Here is a 20543-nt window from a genome sequence, read left to right as displayed (position 1 = left end):
AGCGATTTTTGCGCTCAACAAGGCGTAAAGAGTGCCGTGTAGTCATTCTACATAAGCGATTTACAACGCAGTGGAGCGTAAAAATAGCCACAGCCCTCCGGGTTGGGTCTGAAAAGGCGTCCCTCGTTGTTGCTCGTCGCTCATTTGGAATGACCAAACCACTCTCCTCGCGCCTAGATGGACGCCTTTTCAGCCGCCAACAGAGGCGGAGATGAAACCTCAACAGACCCTAACTTTTTACGTTTCCTGTGAGACCGAACACTCATTCAGTGCTATACCTTTACAGTATGGAAACTCAAAAAACTTTGGATTTAAGTAAAGTCAGTTCAGGCAGCCAATGGCTGAGCCAGCGCCAGATTGCCCAGTGGCTGGGGGTGAAAACCTCCATTGTGGCGGATTTGATTCGTTATCTGTTTAAAACCGGCGAGTTTGATGAGGACGAGCACTGCACCAAGCAGCAGATTGAGCAGCAGGAGGGCAAGCGCCGGGTAAGTCGTGAACTCAACTGTTACAGCAGAGATGTGTGCCTGGCCGTGGCTTGGCGAGTGCATTCGCCCATCGGTGATCAATTTCGTCAATGGGGGTCGCAGCAGTTGCAGCAGGCTTTGGATGATCTCTCCGGCAATCACCAGGATATCGCCGGCGACCTGGCCGGCAGCAATGATGGTCTCGTGCCTCTGCTGACCAATTTTCGCCGCAGCTTGCTGAAGCTCTATGAGTTCGAAGCGCGCCGCGTAAACCTGCGCAATACCAGTATGCTGGCCGCCCGGCCGCTGGAATACTTTGAAGTAATCACCATGATTGGCGAGCTGCGTGCCACGCTGTTTAGTGGGGGTGAGCCGGGCGACTTTGGTATCGAGAAAGGTGGTACTGAGAAAAGCGGCCAGCTGGAGGCGTTGCTGGTTCTGGCATTCAGTGGCGGTAGCCAGGGTTATTCCAGCATTGAGCAAAAAGCGGTGCACTTGCTGTGGCTGGTGATCCACAGGCAGCCGTTTGTGGAAGGCAACCTGCAGCTGGCGGCACTATTGTTTGTATGGTTTTTGGAGCGCAACGGCCTGCTGCATCGCGATGATGGCAGCTGTCGCTTGCAGGACAACACACTGGTATCCATGGTGTTGTTGGTGTCGCGAAGCCCCGAGGAAGATTGCGACCTGTTGGTGTCGCTGCTGGCGGGTTTGATAAACAGGGATAATTGACGGCGCTCGCAATGCGATGCCGTCATCCTGAGGAGGCGTAGCCGACGTGAGGATCTCACAGCTATCAAACTCTGAGATTCTCACGTCGCCTTCGGCTCCTCAGAATGACAGATTGATGTATTACTGCATATCCTCCGGCAATTTGCTGGGGTCAAATTCACCCACTTTGGTGGCAAAACTCCACCGATAACCGTCTGGGTCTTTGACGCTGTACATGCGGTCGCCCCAGAACATGTCTTCCGGTGCCATGGTGATTTCTGCGCCGCTGGCGACGGCCTGCTGGTGGTGACTGTTCACGTCCTCGCAGTAAATAAACAGCCCGATTCCCTGGTCTGAGTCAGTGCTTTTCGGGGTACGCGCAGTGCCATCCCAGCTGCCTTCCAGGCCGAGCATGATGCGCACTGTTCCGAACACCATCTCACAGTGAATGATTTCGCCATTTTGCACCAATGGTTCATCATCTCTTTGAAAACCAAAGGTTTTTTCGTAGTAATCCATGGCAGATGCGGGGTCTCTAACTACCAAGTAGGGCATTAGTTGTGGGCAGTTGTCGGGCATAAAAGACATGGCGGGCTCCTTGCGAACAGTCGGTTGAGGGGTTGCAAAGTATAGTTGACGTGTTACAGAAGTTCATTCCGTCGGCAAGTTTTGACAAAACTGGTGACAGCTCGCACCATGAATGTGACCGCTCGGTACCCGTAGGTCAATAAATGCCAACGGGTCGGCAATTTTGCCGTGATTGGTTTACAGGACGTGCTCCGGTCCAAAGCGTATAAATCGACGTAACGATAACAATACAACGATAATTTAGAGCCGGAGTTTTGACGTGAAAGTATGTCCAAAGTGTGTCCTGGCCATAGGGATAGGTCTTCTAGCCAGTGTGGTGCTGGCGTTCTGTGTAAAAAATGCCCATCTGTGGACATTGTTGGGAGTGGTAGCCAGTGTTGGGGTTTGTATGATGCTGGGCGAGCGATTGCCTCCAGAAGATCGACACAGAGAATCCCGTTCCTGACGTTCTGTTTCAGCTACACAGCGTACGATTATTCAGATATTTCCTTATAGCAGCCGCCGTGAAACAACAGCGGCGCTGAGCTGTTGTAATCAAAGGCTTCTACTTTACCCACCAGAATAATGTGATCGCCGCCGTCGTGCTGGCTTGCCATGGAGCACACCAGGCGTGCGGCGTACTGCTCCAGCAGAGGGGTGTTGTTGCTGTCGCGGTGCCAGCTGGTTGAGGCAAATTTGTCGTTTTCCTTGGACGCAAAGGCGTTTGATACCGACTGCTGATCGTTGGTGAGAACGTGAATGGCAAAGTGACCGGTGTTGATAAAGCTGTCGAAGCAGTTGGACTCTTTGGCGATGCTCCACAGCACCAGGGGTGGATCCAGAGACACAGAGGCAAAACTGTTGGCGGTCATACCCACTGGTGAGCCGTCCGTTCCGTCGGTGGTGATCACCGTAACCCCGGTGGCAAAACACCCAAAAGCGTTTCTCAGTTCTCGCTGCTGTTCGCTGATAGGCATGATTATTATTCTTCTCTTGGGTTCATGTGATTGTGCCTTATAGATGCTGCGATGGCCACCGTCATTCAGGCCTTGGGCAGCGGAATGGAGGTTTGCGACTTCACCTCCTGCATGGACACAAAGGTATGGGTCTCGCGTACATTGGGGATGTTGGCCAGTTGTTCCCCCAAGAATCGACGGTAGGACTGCATATCCGCTGTGCGAATTTTCAGCAGGTAGTCAAACCCGCCAGACATCATATGGCACTCCTGAACCTCGTCAATCTCGCGAATGGCGCGGTTAAAGTTGCTCAAATTTTCTGTAGTGGTGCTTTGCAGGGACACCTGGATGAAAGCCAGTAGCCCAGCCTGCAATTTGTAAGGGTCCAGCAGGCAGGCATAGTTTTTGATATAGCCTTCCCGTTCCAGGCGTTTTACCCGCTCCAGGCATGGGGGCGGTGTCAGGTGCACTTGCTCCGCCAGTTCCACGTTAGAAATTTTGCCGTTCTTTTGCAGGATCGCGAGTATCTGCAAATCGACCCTGTCCAGAGGTTTGTTCTTTTTGGCCATACTTTTTATATGAGAGTTGTTATGAGTATCGTTGTTTTCGCCTTATTGTATTTCATTATGGTAAATAAGCCTCGCATCGCTGGACGACCTGTTGAAAGCCCGCCCCCTCTGGACTTGCGCGCCGGTTTGCAGGTATCTTCGGACTTTGTTTTGTGAGCCAGATCGTTATGCCGCCCAGCCAGCAACCGTCCCTGTCAGAGCTTTATTCGCCGCACATCGCCAGCAAGTTTTCCACGTTTCTCACCATTATGGAGCGCACCGGCTGGGAACATCTGTTGATTTCTTCCGGTGCCGAGCTGGTGCAGTTTCGCGACGATCAGCACTACCCGTTTAAAGTGAACCCCTACTTCAAGGAGTGGTTGCCGCTCACCGAGCGCCCCAATTGCTATCTGTTGATTTCAGAGGACGAAGCCCGCCCCAAATTGTTTGTTAAGGAATGCAACGACTACTGGCACAGCGAGCCGGAAACCCTGCCGCAAGGTTATGAAGGCGCTATTGAGGTGTGCTCCTATTGCGATACTCCCGGCCTGTTTGCCCAGCTGCCCCGTGACACTCGCTGGCTGGCTTATCTGGGGCCGAAAATGAGCGCCATGTCGGGCTTTAGCGACACCCAGCGCAACCCCCAGGCATTGATGAACCAGATTGACTGGTTGCGGGCGACAAAAAGCCCCTACGAACAGGCCTGTATGCGCCGCGCCAATCAGATTGCCGTACGTGGCCACAACGCGGCGGAAAAAGCCTTTAAAGCGGGCAAGTCGGAAATGGCCATTCGCCAGGATTATCTGCAGGCGGTGCAGTGCACCGGCCAGGAATTGCCCTACGACGCCATTGTCGCCGTCAATGAACACGCCGGTGTATTGCACCACACCCGACTGCAACGCGAGGCGCCTGAGGAAATGCGTTCATTGCTGCTGGACGCTGGTGTCAATGTGAATGGCTATGCGTCGGATATCACCCGCACTTACGCGGCCAAAAAGAAATCCACCTTCGCCAAACTGGTGGCGGCCCTGGATGAAGCGCAGCAACAGCTGATCGCCACCATCGCGCCGGGTATGAGTTATGTGGAACTGCATCTGGATATGCATCGTCGCATCGGCGAGATTCTGATTGAGTTCGGTATTATCCAATGTGACCTGAGTGTCGCCATGGAGCTGGGGCTGACACTGCCGTTCCTGCCCCACGGCCTTGGGCATTTGCTGGGTGTGCAGGTGCACGACAAGGGCGGCCATCAGCTGGCGCCGGATGGTGGTGATAATCCGCCACCTATGCATCATCACCACCTTCGCCTTACCCGCACCATCGAGGCGGGGCAGGTGTTTACCATTGAGCCGGGCATCTACTTTATTCCCTCATTGCTGGAGCCGGTGCGAGCTGGTATCTACAACGAACACGTTAACTGGGAGCTGGTGGATGAACTGGCGCCTTATGGTGGCATCCGCATTGAAGACAATGTACTGGTGACAGAAAACGGCGTCGAGAATATGACTCGCGACGCGTTTGCGGCGGCCTGACTGACAAATAATTATCTGTGAATTATTATCTTTTTCTGATTTTCATAATTTTTTAATGTTATTTCTGCTTTTTCCTAATCATAAAAAACAATAAAACGTTATTTTGTAGAATAATTATTTGTCTATTGCTGGATAATGCGGTTCCTCCCATCACCGAAACAGAATGAGGCACCGGCATGTCCAACTTGTCCGAATTGCGCGGCTTGATCCGTGAACACACCCACGCCGACGAGGCAGCTTGTGTTGAGCGCCTGTTGGCACAATCCCAGCTCGGTGATAGCCAACGCGACCATGTGGTAAAGGTTGGCCGCGAGCTGGTGCAGGGCTGTCGTGGCGACTCCGATAAAGCCGGCACTCTCGATGTGTTTATGCAAGAGTTCAGCCTTTCCAGTAAGGAAGGCGTGGCCCTGATGTGCCTGGCGGAATCCCTGTTGCGGGTACCGGACGCGGAAACCGCCGACGACCTGATTGCGGAAAAAATTCTCTCTGGCGACTGGGGTGAGCACTCCGGCAAATCCGACTCCCTGTTCGTCAATGCCTCCACCTGGGGATTAATGCTTACCGGCCGCGTGGTAAGCCTGGAATCAGAGATCACCGAAAACACCGACAACTGGCTGAAGAAGCTGGTGAATCGCGTCTCCGAACCGGTGGTGCGTACTGCCGTGCGCCAAGCCATGAAAATCATGGGCCAGCAGTACGTGCTGGGTCGTGACATCGAAGAGGCCATTACCCGTGGCCGCAAAGAGAATACCCCCGGCACCCGTTTCTCCTTCGATATGTTGGGGGAGGGTGCCCGCACCATGAAAGACGCGGAGCGTTATTTTCACGCCTATATGGAAGCGATTCGCGAAATCGGCAAGCGTGAAAATAAAAGTAGTGTTATTGGAGCCAATGGCATCTCGGTTAAGTTTTCTGCTCTGCACCCCCGTTACCAGTACGTGCAGGAAGCGCGGGTCATGAATGAAATGGTGCCGCGCATTCGCGAGCTGGCACTGGAGGCCAAAAAGTACGGCCTCGGCTTCAGTGTGGATGCGGAAGAAGCGGATCGCCTGGATATTTCCTTGGATATCTTTGAGTCCCTGGCCCGTGACCCGGAGCTGCTGGGTTGGGATGGTCTCGGCTTTGTATTGCAGGCCTACGGTAAGCGCGCTCCCTTCGTTGCTGAATGGTTGGCAGAATTGGCCCGAGATGCCGGTCGCAAATTGATGGTGCGCCTGGTGAAAGGCGCCTACTGGGACACGGAAATCAAACTGGCCCAGGAAGAAGGCTACAAAGACTTCCCGGTGTACACCCGCAAGGCCAACACCGACCTCAGCTATCAGGTGTGTGCGGCCAAACTGCTGGACGCGCAGGACGTAATCTACCCGCAGTTTGCCACTCACAACGCCCACACTGCCGCGTTAATTCTGGAGTTGGCGGAAGATAAGAATTTTGAATTCCAACGCCTGCACGGCATGGGCGACCTGCTGCATATGCAACTTGCCAAAGGTATAGATGGTCACCCGGCGCCAGTACGGGTATACGCCCCGGTAGGCGCCCACAAAGACCTGTTGCCTTACCTGGTACGCCGCCTGCTGGAAAACGGTGCCAACAGCTCCTTCGTCAACCGTTTTATGGACAAGCAATGTCCGGTAGAGCAAGTGATCACCGATGTACAGGCGGACGTGGAAAGCAGTTCTGATCGCCGTCACAGCGCCATTCCCCTGCCGGTGGATATCTTCCGCCACGCCGGTGAAATGCGCTCCGATACCCACGGTATCGACCTGGCCAACGCCGATGCTGCCAACGAATTACTGCAAGTGGTGGAATGCATGTCCAGTGAAAGTTGGGCAACGGGCCCCATTATCGGTGGTAAAGAAAATACCAGCGAGGGTCAAAAAGTAGTGCGCCCCACCGACAACCGCGTGGTGGTGGGCACCTGCCGCAAGGCGTCTGCCGAAGAAGTGAGCAACGCTCTGGAATTGGCCCACAACGCGCAGCCAGCCTGGGATGCTCTCGGCGGTGAGGCCCGGGCCGAAATCCTCGAGAAGGCCGCCGATATGATGGAAGCGCGCATGGCGCAGCTGATTGGCGTGATTGCCTACGAGGCGGGCCGTACTCTGAATGACGGTGTATCCGAAGTACGCGAAGCGGTGGACTTCTTGCGCTACTACGCTCTGCAAGCCCGCAATCGTTTCTCTACGCCGGAAAAGGTTACCGGCCCTCTGGGTGAAATCGCCGAGCACAGTCTGCACGGTTGCGGCGTATTCTTCTGCATCAGCCCCTGGAACTTCCCGCTGGCGATCTTTGTGGGTCAGGTGGCTGCGGCATTGGCGTCTGGTAACTCTGTGATCGCCAAGCCCGCCGACCCCACACCCATCATTGCTTCCGAAGGCATCAAAATCCTCCACGAAGCCGGTGTGCCTGGTGACGTACTCAACTTTGTGCCCGGTCGCGGTTCGGTACTTGGCCCGATTCTGAATACCGACTCCCGCGTTAAAGGTGTGGCCTTTACCGGCTCTACCGAAGTGGCGTTGGATATCCAGAAGACTCTGGTTGGTCGTGGAGGAGAAGTGCCCGTATTTATCGCCGAAACCGGCGGCCAGAACTCCATGATTGTGGACTCTTCCTCCCTGCCGGAACAGGTGGTGGACGATGCCATTCGCTCGGCGTTCCTGTCCGCTGGCCAGCGCTGTTCCGCACTGCGGGTGATGTACGTGCAGGACGACATTGCTGACGGCGTGATTGAAATGCTCAAGGGCGCCATGAAGGAACTGACCATTGGCAACCCGTGGCAACTGGCCACCGACGTTGGCCCGGTGATCGACGACAGTGCCCGCCAGGGATTGTTGCAGCACGTGGAAAACATGAAGAAGGAAGCTCGCCTGCACTACGCCTGCGATATTCCAGAAGGTTTCGAAAACGGTACCTTTATGGCGCCGCACCTGTTTGAGTTGAAAACCGTCAACCAACTGCCCGGCGAAATCTTTGGCCCGATCCTGCACGTGATTCGCTTTGACAAGGCGGACTTCAGCAAAGTGATCGACGAAATCAATGGCACCGGTTTTGGCTTGACTCTGGGCGTACACAGCCGCATCGAAAGTTTTGCCAGTGACGTGGTGAAAATGACTCGCGTGGGTAACAACTACATCAACCGCAACACCGTGGGTGCCGTAGTTGGCGTTAACCCGTTTGGCGGTCAGGGCTTGTCCGGTACCGGTCCAAAAGCGGGTGGGCCCAATTACATGACCCGTTTCTCCAGTGAGAAGATTGAAGTCATTGAGCCCGCCGGGGAAGAAAAAGCCGTTCAGGTTGGCGATACAGCGGCTAAAGCCAATGCCATTATCGGTGGCGAACAGGTAGCCCAAGTGGGTGCCGAGCAAGTGGCTGCAGCCATGGAAATGGCCAGCAATAAATACCTGGGCTGGGATTTGGCCCGTGGCGACGTGCGCGGCCTGATACTGGACAAAGCCGCTGACCTGATTGCACAGCGCCTGCCGGATCAGAAAGCCGCCGCCAGCGCCTGCCGCTACTACGCCCAACAGGCCAGAGCAAAATGCCAGGCGCCGATTATGCTGCCGGGGCCAACGGGTGAAACCAACGAACTGACCCTGCACGGTCGCGGTGTATTTTTCTGCGCGGTTGCCGACGGCACAGCGGTTTCCAGTTTTGTTCAGCAAGTAGCCGCCGCACTGGCTGCCGGCAACGCCGTAATTGCCAAGCCGGCTGCGGAAAACGCACTGGTTGCCGCAGAAATGGTGAAAGCAATGCTGGATGCTGGCGTGCCCAATGAACTGTTGCATTTTGTTCCGGGCAGCCTAGTGACCAAACTGGTCACCGCTGACTTCCGCACCGCCGGAATTGCCTGGACCGGCCCGGTAGAAAATGCCCTGCAAATGCAACTGGACATGGCAGAACGCGGCGGCGCCATCGCCCCCATGGTGGTAGAGGCCGGCGGCCCCAACTACCTGGTGCGCTTCGCAGTGGAAAAAACCACCACCGTGAATATTGTGGCGACTGGGGGTAATGCGTTGCTGCTGAACCTGGATGAAGGGATTGATGAAGGGGGAGCTGCCTAAGTAACTTTTCCATGTAGCCCGGGTAGAGCGCAGCGGAACCCGGCAAGGACTATCGAAGACTGTCCCGGGTTCCGCTGCGCTCTACCCGGGCTACCTATAATGTACAGCTTGTCGAATATTGACAGTATTCGACAATAGGTCTAGGGTCGGCAGTAATACCTTAAGGAGTTGCCGACTATGGCCAGCAGCATGAACCTGTCCCTGACCGACGAATTGCGAGCCTTTGTGGATAGTCGTACGGGGGATGCGAATCTCTACGCGACGCCCAGTGAATATCTGCGAGACCTGATTCGCAGGGATATGCAATCCCAATCGACGCTAGCCCATGTGATGAAGGGGCTGGATGACCTGGCTCAGGGTCGCCTCTCAGATAAGTCCATTCTGGATATTGCCGAAGAGGACTAACACTCATGGCAAGGAAGCAAAGGCACTATGTACTTACGGAAACAGCTGAGCATGACTTTCGGGAGGTGAGGCTGTGGTCGTTATCTCGTTGGGGGCGAGAGCTGACCAAACAGTATTTTGCGGATTTGCACGAATACGCCGAGCGTATTGCCCGCAACCCTGAGCGCTTCGCAGCCATGGAGCATGTTTCCAATACAGCGGAATTGAATGTGTACCCCGTTCGGGAACACTACCTCGTTTATATTCCTGTCAGTGGCAAAGGCATTGTTATTGTCGCCCTTATCCGCCAGACCCGGGATGTCCCGACCATTCTCAATGCCAATGGATTTATGATTCGAAAGCAGCTTCGGGAAGTCTTTGCAGCTTTGAATCAGAGGAAGCATCTCTAGTCTCCCGTCATCCTGAGGAGCCGTAGGCGACGTGAGGATCTCATAACTTTGATGCTTGTGAGATTGACTCACACCATCCTTGGTGTTCGGCTCTACGTGCCGTCCTCGACGCCCACTGCGCGGGCTCAGGATGACGGGTTACAAGTATTACTCCGCCCGCAGCGCCATTGCCGGGTCGCTTTTGGCCACTCGGCGGGTGTGGCCGACAACGGTTAACAGGGCGACTGCCAGGGTAATGATTGCGGCGGCAATAAACGGGATGCTGCCGATATCGATCTGGATGGGCATATATTGTTGCAGGGTTTTTAGTGCTACATAGCCACAGGGCAGGGCGATTGCCAGGGCGAGCAGTACCGGCCTGAGCAAACTTAACCCCAGCATCTGGGTAATGTTGTTTACCGATGCCCCCAGTACCTTGCGAATACCTACTTCCTTAGTGCGCCGCTGTACATTGTGGGCGGCCATGGCGTAAATGCCCAGGGCGGCAATCAGCAGGGCCAGTGCGGTTATGGTCACCAACCCCTGAGTAGCGCGCTGCAGGGGCAGGAGTTCGTCTGCCAGTTGCTGTTCAATAAACTCGGGCTTGAAAACAGCGCCAGGGTCGATATCCGTCATTATTGCCTTGATGGTATCCAGTTGTTGTTGAACACTGGTACTACCTCGGCTGTCCAGGTACAGGCTTAATGCGAACGGAGGCTCTTTCGTCCAGATGAGAATGCCAAAATTACTTCTGCCGGTGGGGGCGCCGGAAATATAGTTATTGGTTACGCCAATTATAGTGGCTGTTAATTTGTTTTCCTGACGGGCCTTCAGGCTCTTTTCAAATCTCTCCGCTTGTTCTGCAGACAGTTTTGTACCTGGAGGAAGAACTAAGCGTTGACGAATAATGATTCTTTCCCCTATAGCTTCAGCGGCAGATGGAAAACCCAGTGCCCGGGAGAATTCCTCAGTAATTACTATGTAATGGCTTTTTTCTGCAAGCTCCTTATTGAAATCAAATGCACTTATTATGTCGCTTTGTTCTGAAGCCCGTTCTGTATGGAACTCACGGCCTGCTGCCATGGGAATATTGAAAAAATGGAAGTATCCTGGGGTTACTTTTCCCATATCCGTATGGCTATAGGAACTGTCTGGTGAGTCAAAACGCTTCGCTTCAATGCGATGTAGTAAGCGAGTATAAGTGGGAGGTGTAACGGTGGTAGCCTTTATGTCTGCTTCCCGATCCAGTCGCTCCAAAAGAGTCAACATCAGGCCTCCAGTTTTTTTCTGATCCATATTTTGAAATGGTGACATAAATCGGACCAGACGCTTGGTGTTATAGCCCATATCGGTATTTTTCAGGTTGTGCAGATTTTGCTGCACAAAAGCAGCTGAAAGAATAAACAGCCCGGCAAAAGCGAACTGGCAAACAGTCAGTACTTTTCTCAGCCGGTTTTTTTGTGGTCTGCCGTTGTTTTTAAACAGAGCCCCGCGGGACAGAACAAATGCCGGGTAGCCACCGGCTAGCAGGGTAGTCAGGGGGATATTGATCAATACCAGTAGCCACAAATCCGATGCGGTGCCACTGCCGGTGGTAATATCTGCTTCTAGCAATTTGGAAATTGCCGGCAGCGTGAGCTCTGTAAGCAGCACCGCCAAGGCTGTAGCAATTAATACAATCAGCAAAGTTTCGCAGAGAAATTGAATAGCGATGTTGCTGCGCCGTGCGCCAAAGGTGCGGCGCAGGAAAATTTCCCGCTGGCGCAGCTCGGATTGAGCGGTAGTCAGGTTGATAAAATTGGTACAGCCAATAAACAAAAAAAGACCCGCCAGAAGCAGTGCTGTGTTGGCAATATATCCGCCGTAAATACGGACGGATTTAGTCTGGTCTTTCATATTTACGAAAGAGAACTTTGCATTTTGGGTAAGATTCGCCTCAGACAGTGATGTCAGAAAAAAGCGTTTAAATTGCTTTGCCTGGGGGCTGTTTTGATAGTGTTTGTCTAATACCTGTTGCAGTTGCTGTTTACTGACCCCGGGTGAAGGGCGTGCAAATACAGCAGAAGGTAAGTCTGCCCGAAATTTTTGCTGGTTTTTGTAGTGCGCCAGATTGGTAATGGCGCCAAGATTCATTCCTCCCAGGTAGGAATTGACAGGGTAGTTTTCAATGACTGCAGCAACAGTTGCGGTAATAGCAGTTGCTGAGTTAGGTACGGCCTTAAACTGTAATGTTTGTCCAGCGCAGCTTGCGGTGCCAAACAGACGCTCGGCACTTTTTCGAGTGAGAATAACGGTATCCGGTCGGTTGAGCTGGTCAATCAGAGAGCCGGATAATACAGGGCTGGGGAACAGCTTAAAGAAATCTTCTTCTACATAAATAGTGTGCTCATTTACATTGAGGTCAGCTACTGATAGTGATCCATAGTGGTCGTAACCAATCGGGGTAATTAGCTGAACCTCTTCCAGTTTCATGTTATTGATTTTCTGGGCCCAATTGATACTTCTAATGGGGATGGGTATATTGCCTAAAGGTGTTTGCGTCAGATAGATTTCCCCATTATCAGTAAAATCCCGATCAAAAGTCATCTCATAACGGGCGTAAAGCGCCATGGCGATAAAACAGGTAATGCCCAGAGTCAGGCTAAGGATTTTTACGGTGGAGTGAAGTGGCTGGCGGAGAATATTACGCCAGGCAATCAGCAGGTAATTTTTATACATGGTGCCTCCGTTGCGTTGTTATTATTGCCTTTTGCTTTCCTGGGTAGTCTGGGCTACCGTTTATAGAGTGCTTCGCTGAGTGGCGTTAATAGCGCCTTTGTTATTCAGCCAACTGTCAATTTCCAACACATCTGCCGGGGTCAGTTGTCCGGCTTCCTGTTTTAATCTCAATAGGCTTTCGATGTAGTTGTACTGGGCGTTGTTGCGGGCGATTTGTGAATTGAGCAGACTCTGTTGCTGACTGGTCAATTCAATCAAATTTTTAGTGCCATGCTCGTATTCAATTCTGGTTTTTTCGTAAGCCAGTTCTGCTTCATTCAAACGTTTTTCTTCCAGCTCCAGACGCTTTTTCTGATTGCGCAGAGATATAAAGTTACTGCGCACGGTAAATTCCGTCTGGCGGTAAGATTTCACAAAGTTCTGTTGGGCGATCTGCTCCCGCTGGGCTTTTTCCTTGCGGTCGATCCAGCTCAGGCCGTTATCGCCGAACAAAGGAATGGATAAATCTATTCTTACATTATTGCCACCTTCACGGATGGTACGAGTTGATGGCGTAACGGTTTCACTCTCGATAAATGTAATGGTGCCATCCGGGTTTTGGATGGGGATTTGTTGAATGCGACTGCTGGAAGGGGAGCTGCTGTAGGTTGAGCCGTTAACGGTGGCATTGACATTGGGCAGGTAAAAATACTTATCGGCCTTGCTGGTATTGCGTGCACGGTTCCGATTGATCTTGGATATTTTTAAATCGTAGCTGTTTTCAATAGCGGCACTGACCCACTTGTCCGAATCGAGAGGCGCCGGGTCAGGGGCTGGTATGTCCTGGCCAAAACCATCCAGAGAGTGATGAGCTTTGCCGGTTAACAGCGTCAGTTCCTCAAAGGCCTGGTCAAAAGTCAGTAACGCCTGCTGGCTTTCGATCTGGGCGCTGTAATAATTGTTGCGCGCGGTGTGAGTGTCGGTAATGGTATTCAGCCCCTCTTTTAAACGTTCCTCTGCCAGATCCAGTTGCAAGCGATTGTATTCCTCCGCTTTTTGTTTGGCCTGCAAGTCGGCGTGTGCTTCCAGAACCGCAAAATATTTGTCGGTTACCCGAATAATCAGTTCCTGCTGCGCTTTGGCAAAAGTAGCCTGAGCCAAATCGTTTTCCATCAGGTTGTTTTTGAATTGGAACCAATCATTAATACCCAGATTAAATGTCAGTCTGCCTAAAGAAGCGTTTTTAAATGTTCGGGAGCTGCCGGGAACAATCGGTTGCTCAACGCCATCGCGAGTTTGTTCAAGGTCGGCATCTGTAGAGCGGTTGTAGTTGCCACTTGGATCGATATTTAATTTCGGCAAAAAGTTTGCCCAGGCTTTAAAGTCGCCGTTTTCGCCAATTTTCATCTCCACTTCGGCGCTCAGGTAAGTGGGGTCGTTGAGCAGTGCTTGCCGGTAAATATCCGCCAGAGATTCCGCCTGAGTGGCGTGGCTAACGGAAAACAATAGAGCGGCGCTGAGCAGAGTTTTTTTCACAGAGGTTCCTTGTGTGCTTTGAAGACACTGGATTGCTTCGCTGCGCTCGCAATGACGGAGCGCTGTTTGTCATTGCGAGCGCAGCGAAGCAATCCAGCGTCTTATGAAAGTGACGTTTAAACCGCTTCTTTAACCGCATCCGCAGATTGCGAAATCACCTGACCATCTAACATGTGCACTACGCGGTGAGCGTATTGGGCATGCTCTTCGGAGTGGGTCACCATCAGTACGGTGGTGCCGTTTTTGTTAAGGTCGGTGATCATGCCCATTACTTCCTGCCCGTGTTTGCTGTCCAGGTTACCGGTGGGCTCGTCTGCCAGTACCAGTTTGGGTTTGCCCACCAGAGCACGGGCAATGGCGACGCGCTGTTGTTGGCCACCGGAAAGTTGCTGCGGAAAGTGTTTGGCGCGGTGGGCGATGTTCATCCGTTCCAGCACTTCGGTGACACGCTGTTTGCGCTCTTTGGCGGGTACGCCCTGATACAGCAATGCCAGATCGACGTTTTCGTGCACAGTGAGTTCGTCGATCAGGTTAAAGCTCTGGAATATAAATCCCAAGTTCTGCTTGCGCAGTTCGGCACGTTGGTTTTCGTTGTAGTTGGCAATTTCTTCGCTACCGAATTGGTAGCTGCCGCCGTCTGGCGTGTCCAACATGCCCACCACGTTAAGCAAGGTGGATTTGCCACAACCGGATGGTCCCATCACGGCGACAAATTCGCCGTCGTTAATTTCCAGATCGATGCCATTGAGGGCGGTGGTTTCCACTTCGTCGGTGGCAAAGCGCTTGGTCAGACCGGTGAGTTTTAGCATGGTGTTTTTCCTTTCCTTAGTAAAATTTTGCTGTCATTTCGTCAAAATCACTTCATCAATACCTTCCAGACCGCTGTAGCTGGAAACAATCACTTGTTCTCCTTCCCGCAGGCCGCTGCGAATTTCCATCACTTCGCTGTTGCGGCGGCCAACGCTGATGTCGCGCTTGGTGGCGACTTGGCCGCTGGCATCCAGCACAAAAGCCCAGTTGCCGCCGGTGTCCTGGTAGAAGGCACCGTCTGCCAGCAGCAGGGAATGGCTGGCAGCTCCCAGTTCCAGCTGCAGTTGCAGGGTCAGGCCACGGCGCATATTGCTCGGTTGCTGTTCAAAGGCCAGACGGATTTTAAAGGCGCCGTTGGTTATGGTGGGGAACACTTTGTCCACCGTGGCGCGGTACTGGTTGCCGTTGTAGGTAAAGGTGGCGGCTTGGCCTTTTTTTACCCGGTTGATGTAGTACTCGCCCACGTCTGCAGAGAGAATAAAGGCGCTGATATCGTCGATACGGCCCAACGTTTCGGCGCCTTTGCGCTGGCCCAATTCAATATCCATTTCGATCAGTTGGCCACTGATGGGGGCACGAGTAATGAGTTTGTCGATGCTTTTTTCAACACTCTGCAAACGCAGTTTGGCGCGCTTGTCGCTGTCGTCCAGTAATTGGAGTTTTTCCGGGTACTGTTTTTTCTTTTCGTCCAGGTCGGCTTTCAGTTGGTCGAGCTTGCGTTTTTTGTATTCCAGATCGTCTCGCAGGCGCTCCATTTCATCGCGGCTCACCAACTGTTTTTTGAATAGGGATTCTTTGGTGGCAATATCACGTTGAGTCAGTTTCAGCTCATATTCCCTGTCCAACAATTGGGTTTTCAGGCTACGAAGGTCTTGTTCCAGACGCAAACGGGATTCGTTGTTGTTATTGATCTGGTCGGAAATATTGCCTGCCTTTTCCAGCACGCTAAGTTCAAAGTCCGGGTCTTCAAAACGCACCAGTGGGTCGCCGGCCTGAACAATGTCGCCTTCCTCCACCAATATTTCAGCCACGGTGCCCCCTTGCAGAATATTTACCGGTTGGGACTGCCTGGGCTCTACTGTGGCCTGCACCGAAGTGAAATCGCGGAACTGGCCACTGTTTACAGTGGCGATGGTCAGGTAGTCCGCATTGATGCGGCGGGTACTTTTGTTGCTGACGTTGAGGGTGGCCCAGGCCAGGGATGAGCCTGCGACAACAATAATACTCAGCCAGATAATGCGTTTTGCGGTCCAGCGCTTTTTCTTGATGGCGCGATCCATTCCCATGGTCAGTTGATCCTGTTGTTTGATTGAGTCTTGTGTGTGCAGGGCGCATGGCTGATAAGGTTGCATAGAAACATATTTGCCAACAAACCCTGCCTAACTTTCCCGTAATTTACATTATTGCTATTCGTGCTTCAGCGCTTTCACCGGGTTGGTTTGTGCTGCCTTGATGGTATGGCCACTGACGGTAATCAAAGCAATAGCGATGGTGATTAAGGGCACCAGCCCAAAGGTGATCCATTCCAGTGGTATGCGCGCAGCAAAGTGTTGAATTACCTGGTTGGCGGCAATGTAGGCCAAGGGTATGGCAATGGCCAGGGCAATAAAAACCGGTTTGCAGAAGTCCCAGGCCAGGCGCCCAGTCAGCCTTGTGCTGGAACAACCCATCACTTTGCGAATGCCGATTTCCCGGGTGCGACACTGTGCAGTAAAGGTGGAAACGGCATAGTAGCAAGGTGGATATTTGTAGGGAAGCCTTTCATTGCTCACTATGAATAAATATCCGTTCTCTATGAGCAGAGTATTTTCCGCCGGCAATTGTGTTACAAAATACTTTTTTTGGCAAATGATTCAGTAGTGATCGCTTAGTTTGGTTGTGCTGTCAGGGGTTCAGTAGTTTTATCCATTGTTAAAAAATTGCAAATAGAAACACAACTGTCGTCTGTGTAGTAAGCCGCCTAATCCTGTGCGTATTGATTTCCAACTATTATGTGGCTGAACTTGATAATAGAATGTTGCTTAATGTTTGGCAGGCTGGCGATGATTTTGTCGTATTAAGTTTTGAATCTTTTCAATATGAAAAGCTTAACTTCATCTAATGTTGCTCGAATTTTATTTACCTGATAGGTACGTTTATAGGCAACAAGCTATTTATTGAAATTAATTCGATAAGTTAAAAATGCCAAGAAAATTATGTATCAATACAAGAAAAATTGATTGCTGAATGTAATCGGCGTTTAGTTAAATTGCGTAAGGTAGTAGCAAGTGGCTGTAAAAAATAGTGTCCATTGGGGTTTTTGGTGGCTAATAGTGATCAAGAAATTCATCTAAGTAGAAGCCTCTTTAAATTAAATAAGGCTAATTTTTAAGTTTTTTACGGAAGAGCCCTTCTTTTGGGTCTGCCAAAAAGAAGGGCTTATTCTAATATTTAAAATGGCCTGCAGCAGTGTTTTCCTGGCGGGCAATCTTCACATTCGGCCGGCACGCCCTGCCTGGGAGGCTCCAGCTCGTAGCACTCATAAGCATTTGATATGCACCTCCCTCCGACACATTTGTAGCTACAGCGGAAACCAATTCCTCCGCCAGTGACATGTGTGGAGTCTAGTTCTCCTAAGTCAGCTATTAAATTCTCTCTTTCTTGGTAATATATTGAATCATAGATTTTCATAGGTTTTCCTCAATATTTTATGAATTTTTCGTTATGTTAATTTTTTGTTTTCGGTCCTCCTTTTTTATGAAGTTAAAGTTATTCAATCTGAATTTTATGAATTATTTTTTTGAGTAGATCTTCTTTAAATCCGCCCCTATATCGTATGGTTTGTTTGTGATCAACTAAGATGACAGTCGGATATTCATGTATCATCCAGTCATGCAAGATCTTGTTCTTTGGGCCAATTGATATGTTTCTTGATTCCTGGATTGGGCTTTTAATAATCTTGTCGTCCATGCTTAGTAGGGTTGTGTTTATTTTGTATTCTCTGCTTTTGTTGTCTAAAAGTATTCTTTCTAGAAGCGGTGTATTCTCTTTGCATGGGTCGCATTGACTTGACCATACATAAAACATATATATTTCATTTTTTTTAATTAAGATGTTGTTCGCTTTCCCCTGAAAATCGTTAATACATATTTTTTTAATAATGGTTCCAGTGGAAGCCTTCTCGATGGCAGATTTTATACTTTTTGCAGATTTTTTAATTCGACCAAAAGGCTTTTCTGAAGGGTTTCCTTGTTTGTCAAGTGAAAAAGTGTAGAATCTTGATTTATTATGGTTTTTTATGATCTCTAATGAATATTTTAATGATTTTTCTTTAATTTCTTCCCAGCTATATATCTCCCATTTTTTCATTTCATTATGGAAATAATCTGACATGACTTTTAGGTTGTCGCCCATGGTCTGCTTCATGAAAAACTCAAGAGAAATGCTGTTTGTCTGTAGAATTGCCAAAATGTTAGAAACATCAAAATAACCAGATGCGAGAGTGTGTAGTGCGGCTGCCTTAGTTTCGGAGTTGGAGGTATTCTCTATTGTTTTGTGAGTTAAGGTATCTAGCTCTCTTGTTAGCCCAAAGGCATTAGCGCCATTGCTAAAAAGAAATTTCAACTCTGAGTTATCTGAATGATATTTTTTCAGAAAAATATATAGCTTCTTTCTCTTGTCTGGACTTAAGGGTTGCAGCCCAAGTAAAACTAATTCTTCAATGTTGCTTAGCTTGTTTTTTGATGCCTTATTTTGATCATGGAACTTTTGTTTTTTGTCAATGAGATTTGGTTGATCTATAGATTTTTGTGCTTCCATCCTTTTTCTCCATTGTCATATTGAGTGTTATGTTTTGGATTTCCATTTTCGGGAAAAATAGTTCAAGAGGTTTCACTATTTTTATTTACATTTCTTCTTTTGATTGCTGTGTCATATATTGGTAATTTTAGCGAAATGACCCTATCTGTCGTTTCAACGGTTTCCTGCCGGTGCGCAATAATAATTCTGGTGACACTTAGCTGACTGATTGAATTGCTTACAAGGAGCTCTGTATGCGCATCCAAATGACTTGTGGCTTCGTCCAGAAACAGGATTTTCGGTTCTGAGTAGAGTGCTCGTGCAAGAAGGACTCTCTGCTTTTGCCCACCCGACAAGCTGCTGCCCATATCTCCAATCAGGCTGTTGTAGCCCATAGGCATTTTTTGAATGTCATCGTGAATGGCTGCTTGTTTGGCGCATTGCTCGATTTTTTCTTGGTCTGGATCTGGGTCGAAGAAGGCAATGTTGTCAGCAAGGGTGCCGGACAGCAGCTGATCGTCTTGCATCACGGCTGCAATCTGTTTGCGGTAGTTCTTTTTGCCAATGTCGTTGATGTTGTAACCATCGAGGTGTATTGCGCCCTCCTGCGGATCAAGTAAGCCCATGGCAATTTTCATCAGGGTGGTTTTGCCACAGCCCGAGGGGCCAACGACGGCCACGGATTCACCAGATTTTATGTCGATGCTTGTGCCGTCGATGACTTTGGGCTCGCCATCGGCGTATTGGAAGTGGATATTGTTAAGGGTAAGGTGCCCTTTAAAGGGGCTGCCTGTATTGTCTTTGTGGTCTTTCTTGATCTGTGCGAGCTTCAGGTCAGTCAGTTCGCTTTCATCCACTTCTGGTTCAGCCAAAGCGATGTCTGCTATCCGTTCCAGGTGCAGGCTGAGCATTTTGAACTCCACCCATTTGTTCACTAAGTTGGCAACTGCACCTGTGAATTGGAGTTTGTAGGCCAAGAAGGCAGTGAGCATGCCTACCGTAAACTGGTTGGCCATGACCAGGTGAGCGGCTAGGTAGATCACCAGAATGTTTTCGAGCCCAAAGAGGATGCCTTGGGACGCACCAACACCCAGGTTCCATTTACCCAAGCGAATATCCAAGTTGTATTGGTTGACGGCGGTGTTTTGCCACAGTTGTTGCCGATCCAACTCTCTGCCAAAGATTTTGATGCCCTGGATGGCTCGCACCGTTTCCATAAAGTTGGAACTGTTGCTGGCACTGGCGGCGATTTGTTCTTCGGTAAGGTGGCGTATGGGTTTATACAAGGCCATACGGATGGCGTAGAAAGCAATAACAGCGACCACAACCACTGCTGTCAGTGTGGGGCTGTAGGTAAGCATCAAAGCCAGTGCGGCTATGACCATAACCCCATCCACCAATACGGTAATGAGGTCGTTAGTCAGCAGGTTTTTGATTTGTTCCAACGAGCCAAAGCGGGAGACCACATCCCCCATATGACGGGTTTGGAAGTAAGACAGAGGAAGTTTGAGTAAATGGCGCAGCAGATTGTTGTTGAGCTGGAAACTAAAGGAGCTGCCCAGGCAGGAAACCACATAGCCTCTGAAGGCACCAATCATCTCCTTGAGTAGCAACACCAGGCCAAAGCCCAATCCTAAAGCCAGCAACAGGCCACCGGCTGTTTGGCTTGTACTGGTTGCTCCATTACCACTCATAAGTACTTTGTCAACGATCGTTTGCAGGTAGAGGGGGCTAAGGAGAGCAAACAGTTGTAAGGCACCAGAGAACAGCAACAGCTGGCATAGGAAGCGTTTAATACCCACAGCGCCTTTAAAGAAGGTGGTGAGTTTTAGGGTTTTGCGTTCGTCTTTGGCTTCAAATTGGGTTGTGGGGGTTAATTCCAGAGCCACGCCGGTAAATTGGGCACTGGCCTGTTTGTAGGTGAGCTTGCGTACACCTCCCGCTGGATCGTGAATGACGATGTATTTACCAGGCACGACCTTCTTGAGTAAGCGTCCGGCCAACACATCTACCGATCCGGTTCTGAACGCATAATGATGGTGTCCACCTATTATTAAGTGGACACCTATTATGGATACATTAAGCGGCACCTCACTCTCATTCCCGGCCTCAAC

15 protein-coding genes are annotated in these 20543 nt (G+C 50.6%); 5 read left to right on the top strand and 10 right to left on the bottom strand.

Annotated features, from left to right (window positions below):
• Positions 1 to 287: 287 nt before the first annotated feature.
• Positions 288 to 1196 (top strand): RhuM family protein, encoded by a 909-nt coding sequence (rhuM, locus tag QSV34_RS14040; RefSeq protein WP_289155726.1) that lies wholly within the window; start codon positions 288 to 290, stop codon positions 1194 to 1196.
• Between the two features lie 120 nt (positions 1197 to 1316).
• Here rhuM and QSV34_RS14035 read toward each other — a convergent pair whose 3' ends face one another.
• The 3 genes from QSV34_RS14035 to QSV34_RS14025 form a co-directional block, all read right to left on the bottom strand.
• Positions 1317 to 1763 (bottom strand): VOC family protein, encoded by a 447-nt coding sequence (locus QSV34_RS14035; protein ID WP_289155725.1) that lies wholly within the window; start codon positions 1761 to 1763, stop codon positions 1317 to 1319.
• A 473-nt stretch (positions 1764 to 2236) separates the two neighbouring features.
• Positions 2237 to 2719 carry a flavin reductase family protein gene (locus QSV34_RS14030; RefSeq protein WP_289155724.1) on the bottom strand — a complete coding sequence of 161 codons (483 nt, stop codon included), beginning with the start codon at positions 2717 to 2719 and terminating at the stop codon, positions 2237 to 2239.
• Between the two features lie 65 nt (positions 2720 to 2784).
• Positions 2785 to 3267 carry an Lrp/AsnC ligand binding domain-containing protein gene (locus QSV34_RS14025; RefSeq protein WP_289155723.1) on the bottom strand — a complete coding sequence of 161 codons (483 nt, stop codon included), beginning with the start codon at positions 3265 to 3267 and terminating at the stop codon, positions 2785 to 2787.
• Between the two features lie 152 nt (positions 3268 to 3419).
• Between QSV34_RS14025 and pepQ the strand changes: the two genes are divergently transcribed.
• The 4 genes from pepQ (at position 3420) to QSV34_RS14005 (ending at position 9630) form a co-directional block, all read left to right on the top strand.
• A complete protein-coding gene (gene pepQ, locus QSV34_RS14020) occupies positions 3420 to 4778 on the top strand; it encodes a Xaa-Pro dipeptidase (RefSeq protein ID WP_289155722.1) in 1359 nt (452 codons plus the stop codon).
• A 176-nt stretch (positions 4779 to 4954) separates the two neighbouring features.
• The gene (putA, locus tag QSV34_RS14015) at positions 4955 to 8836 is read left to right on the top strand and encodes a bifunctional proline dehydrogenase/L-glutamate gamma-semialdehyde dehydrogenase PutA (protein ID WP_289155720.1); all 3882 of its coding nucleotides are present in this window, start codon (positions 4955 to 4957) and stop codon (positions 8834 to 8836) included.
• Between the two features lie 177 nt (positions 8837 to 9013).
• A complete protein-coding gene (locus QSV34_RS14010) occupies positions 9014 to 9241 on the top strand; it encodes a ribbon-helix-helix domain-containing protein (RefSeq protein WP_289155719.1) in 228 nt (75 codons plus the stop codon).
• Between the two features lie 5 nt (positions 9242 to 9246).
• Positions 9247 to 9630, top strand: coding sequence for a type II toxin-antitoxin system RelE/ParE family toxin (locus tag QSV34_RS14005; RefSeq protein ID WP_289155717.1), 384 nt, complete (start codon positions 9247 to 9249; stop codon positions 9628 to 9630).
• Between the two features lie 147 nt (positions 9631 to 9777).
• Here QSV34_RS14005 and QSV34_RS14000 read toward each other — a convergent pair whose 3' ends face one another.
• The 7 genes from QSV34_RS14000 to QSV34_RS13970 form a co-directional block, all read right to left on the bottom strand.
• Positions 9778 to 12327, bottom strand: coding sequence for an ABC transporter permease (locus QSV34_RS14000; RefSeq protein WP_289155714.1), 2550 nt, complete (start codon positions 12325 to 12327; stop codon positions 9778 to 9780).
• Positions 12328 to 12387: 60 nt separating this feature from the next.
• Positions 12388 to 13842, bottom strand: coding sequence for a TolC family protein (locus tag QSV34_RS13995; RefSeq protein ID WP_289155712.1), 1455 nt, complete (start codon positions 13840 to 13842; stop codon positions 12388 to 12390).
• Between the two features lie 116 nt (positions 13843 to 13958).
• Positions 13959 to 14651: an ABC transporter ATP-binding protein gene (locus tag QSV34_RS13990; RefSeq protein ID WP_289155711.1), complete on the bottom strand. Its 693-nt coding sequence runs from the start codon at positions 14649 to 14651 to the stop codon at positions 13959 to 13961.
• A 33-nt stretch (positions 14652 to 14684) separates the two neighbouring features.
• Positions 14685 to 15938 carry an efflux RND transporter periplasmic adaptor subunit gene (locus QSV34_RS13985; RefSeq protein ID WP_289155709.1) on the bottom strand — a complete coding sequence of 418 codons (1254 nt, stop codon included), beginning with the start codon at positions 15936 to 15938 and terminating at the stop codon, positions 14685 to 14687.
• Positions 15939 to 16058: 120 nt separating this feature from the next.
• Positions 16059 to 16424: an ABC transporter permease gene (locus QSV34_RS13980; RefSeq protein WP_289155707.1), complete on the bottom strand. Its 366-nt coding sequence runs from the start codon at positions 16422 to 16424 to the stop codon at positions 16059 to 16061.
• A 976-nt stretch (positions 16425 to 17400) separates the two neighbouring features.
• Positions 17401 to 18450 carry a TlpA family protein disulfide reductase gene (locus QSV34_RS13975; protein WP_289155705.1) on the bottom strand — a complete coding sequence of 350 codons (1050 nt, stop codon included), beginning with the start codon at positions 18448 to 18450 and terminating at the stop codon, positions 17401 to 17403.
• 62 nt (positions 18451 to 18512) lie between these two features.
• Positions 18513 to 20432: a peptidase domain-containing ABC transporter gene (locus QSV34_RS13970; RefSeq protein ID WP_289155703.1), complete on the bottom strand. Its 1920-nt coding sequence runs from the start codon at positions 20430 to 20432 to the stop codon at positions 18513 to 18515.
• Positions 20433 to 20543 lie beyond the last annotated feature (111 nt).

It is taken from the genome of Porticoccus sp. W117, assembly GCF_030341905.1.
Classification (GTDB): Bacteria; Pseudomonadota; Gammaproteobacteria; order Pseudomonadales; family Porticoccaceae; genus SCSIO-12696.
This window is presented reverse-complemented; position numbering and strand designations above follow the sequence as displayed.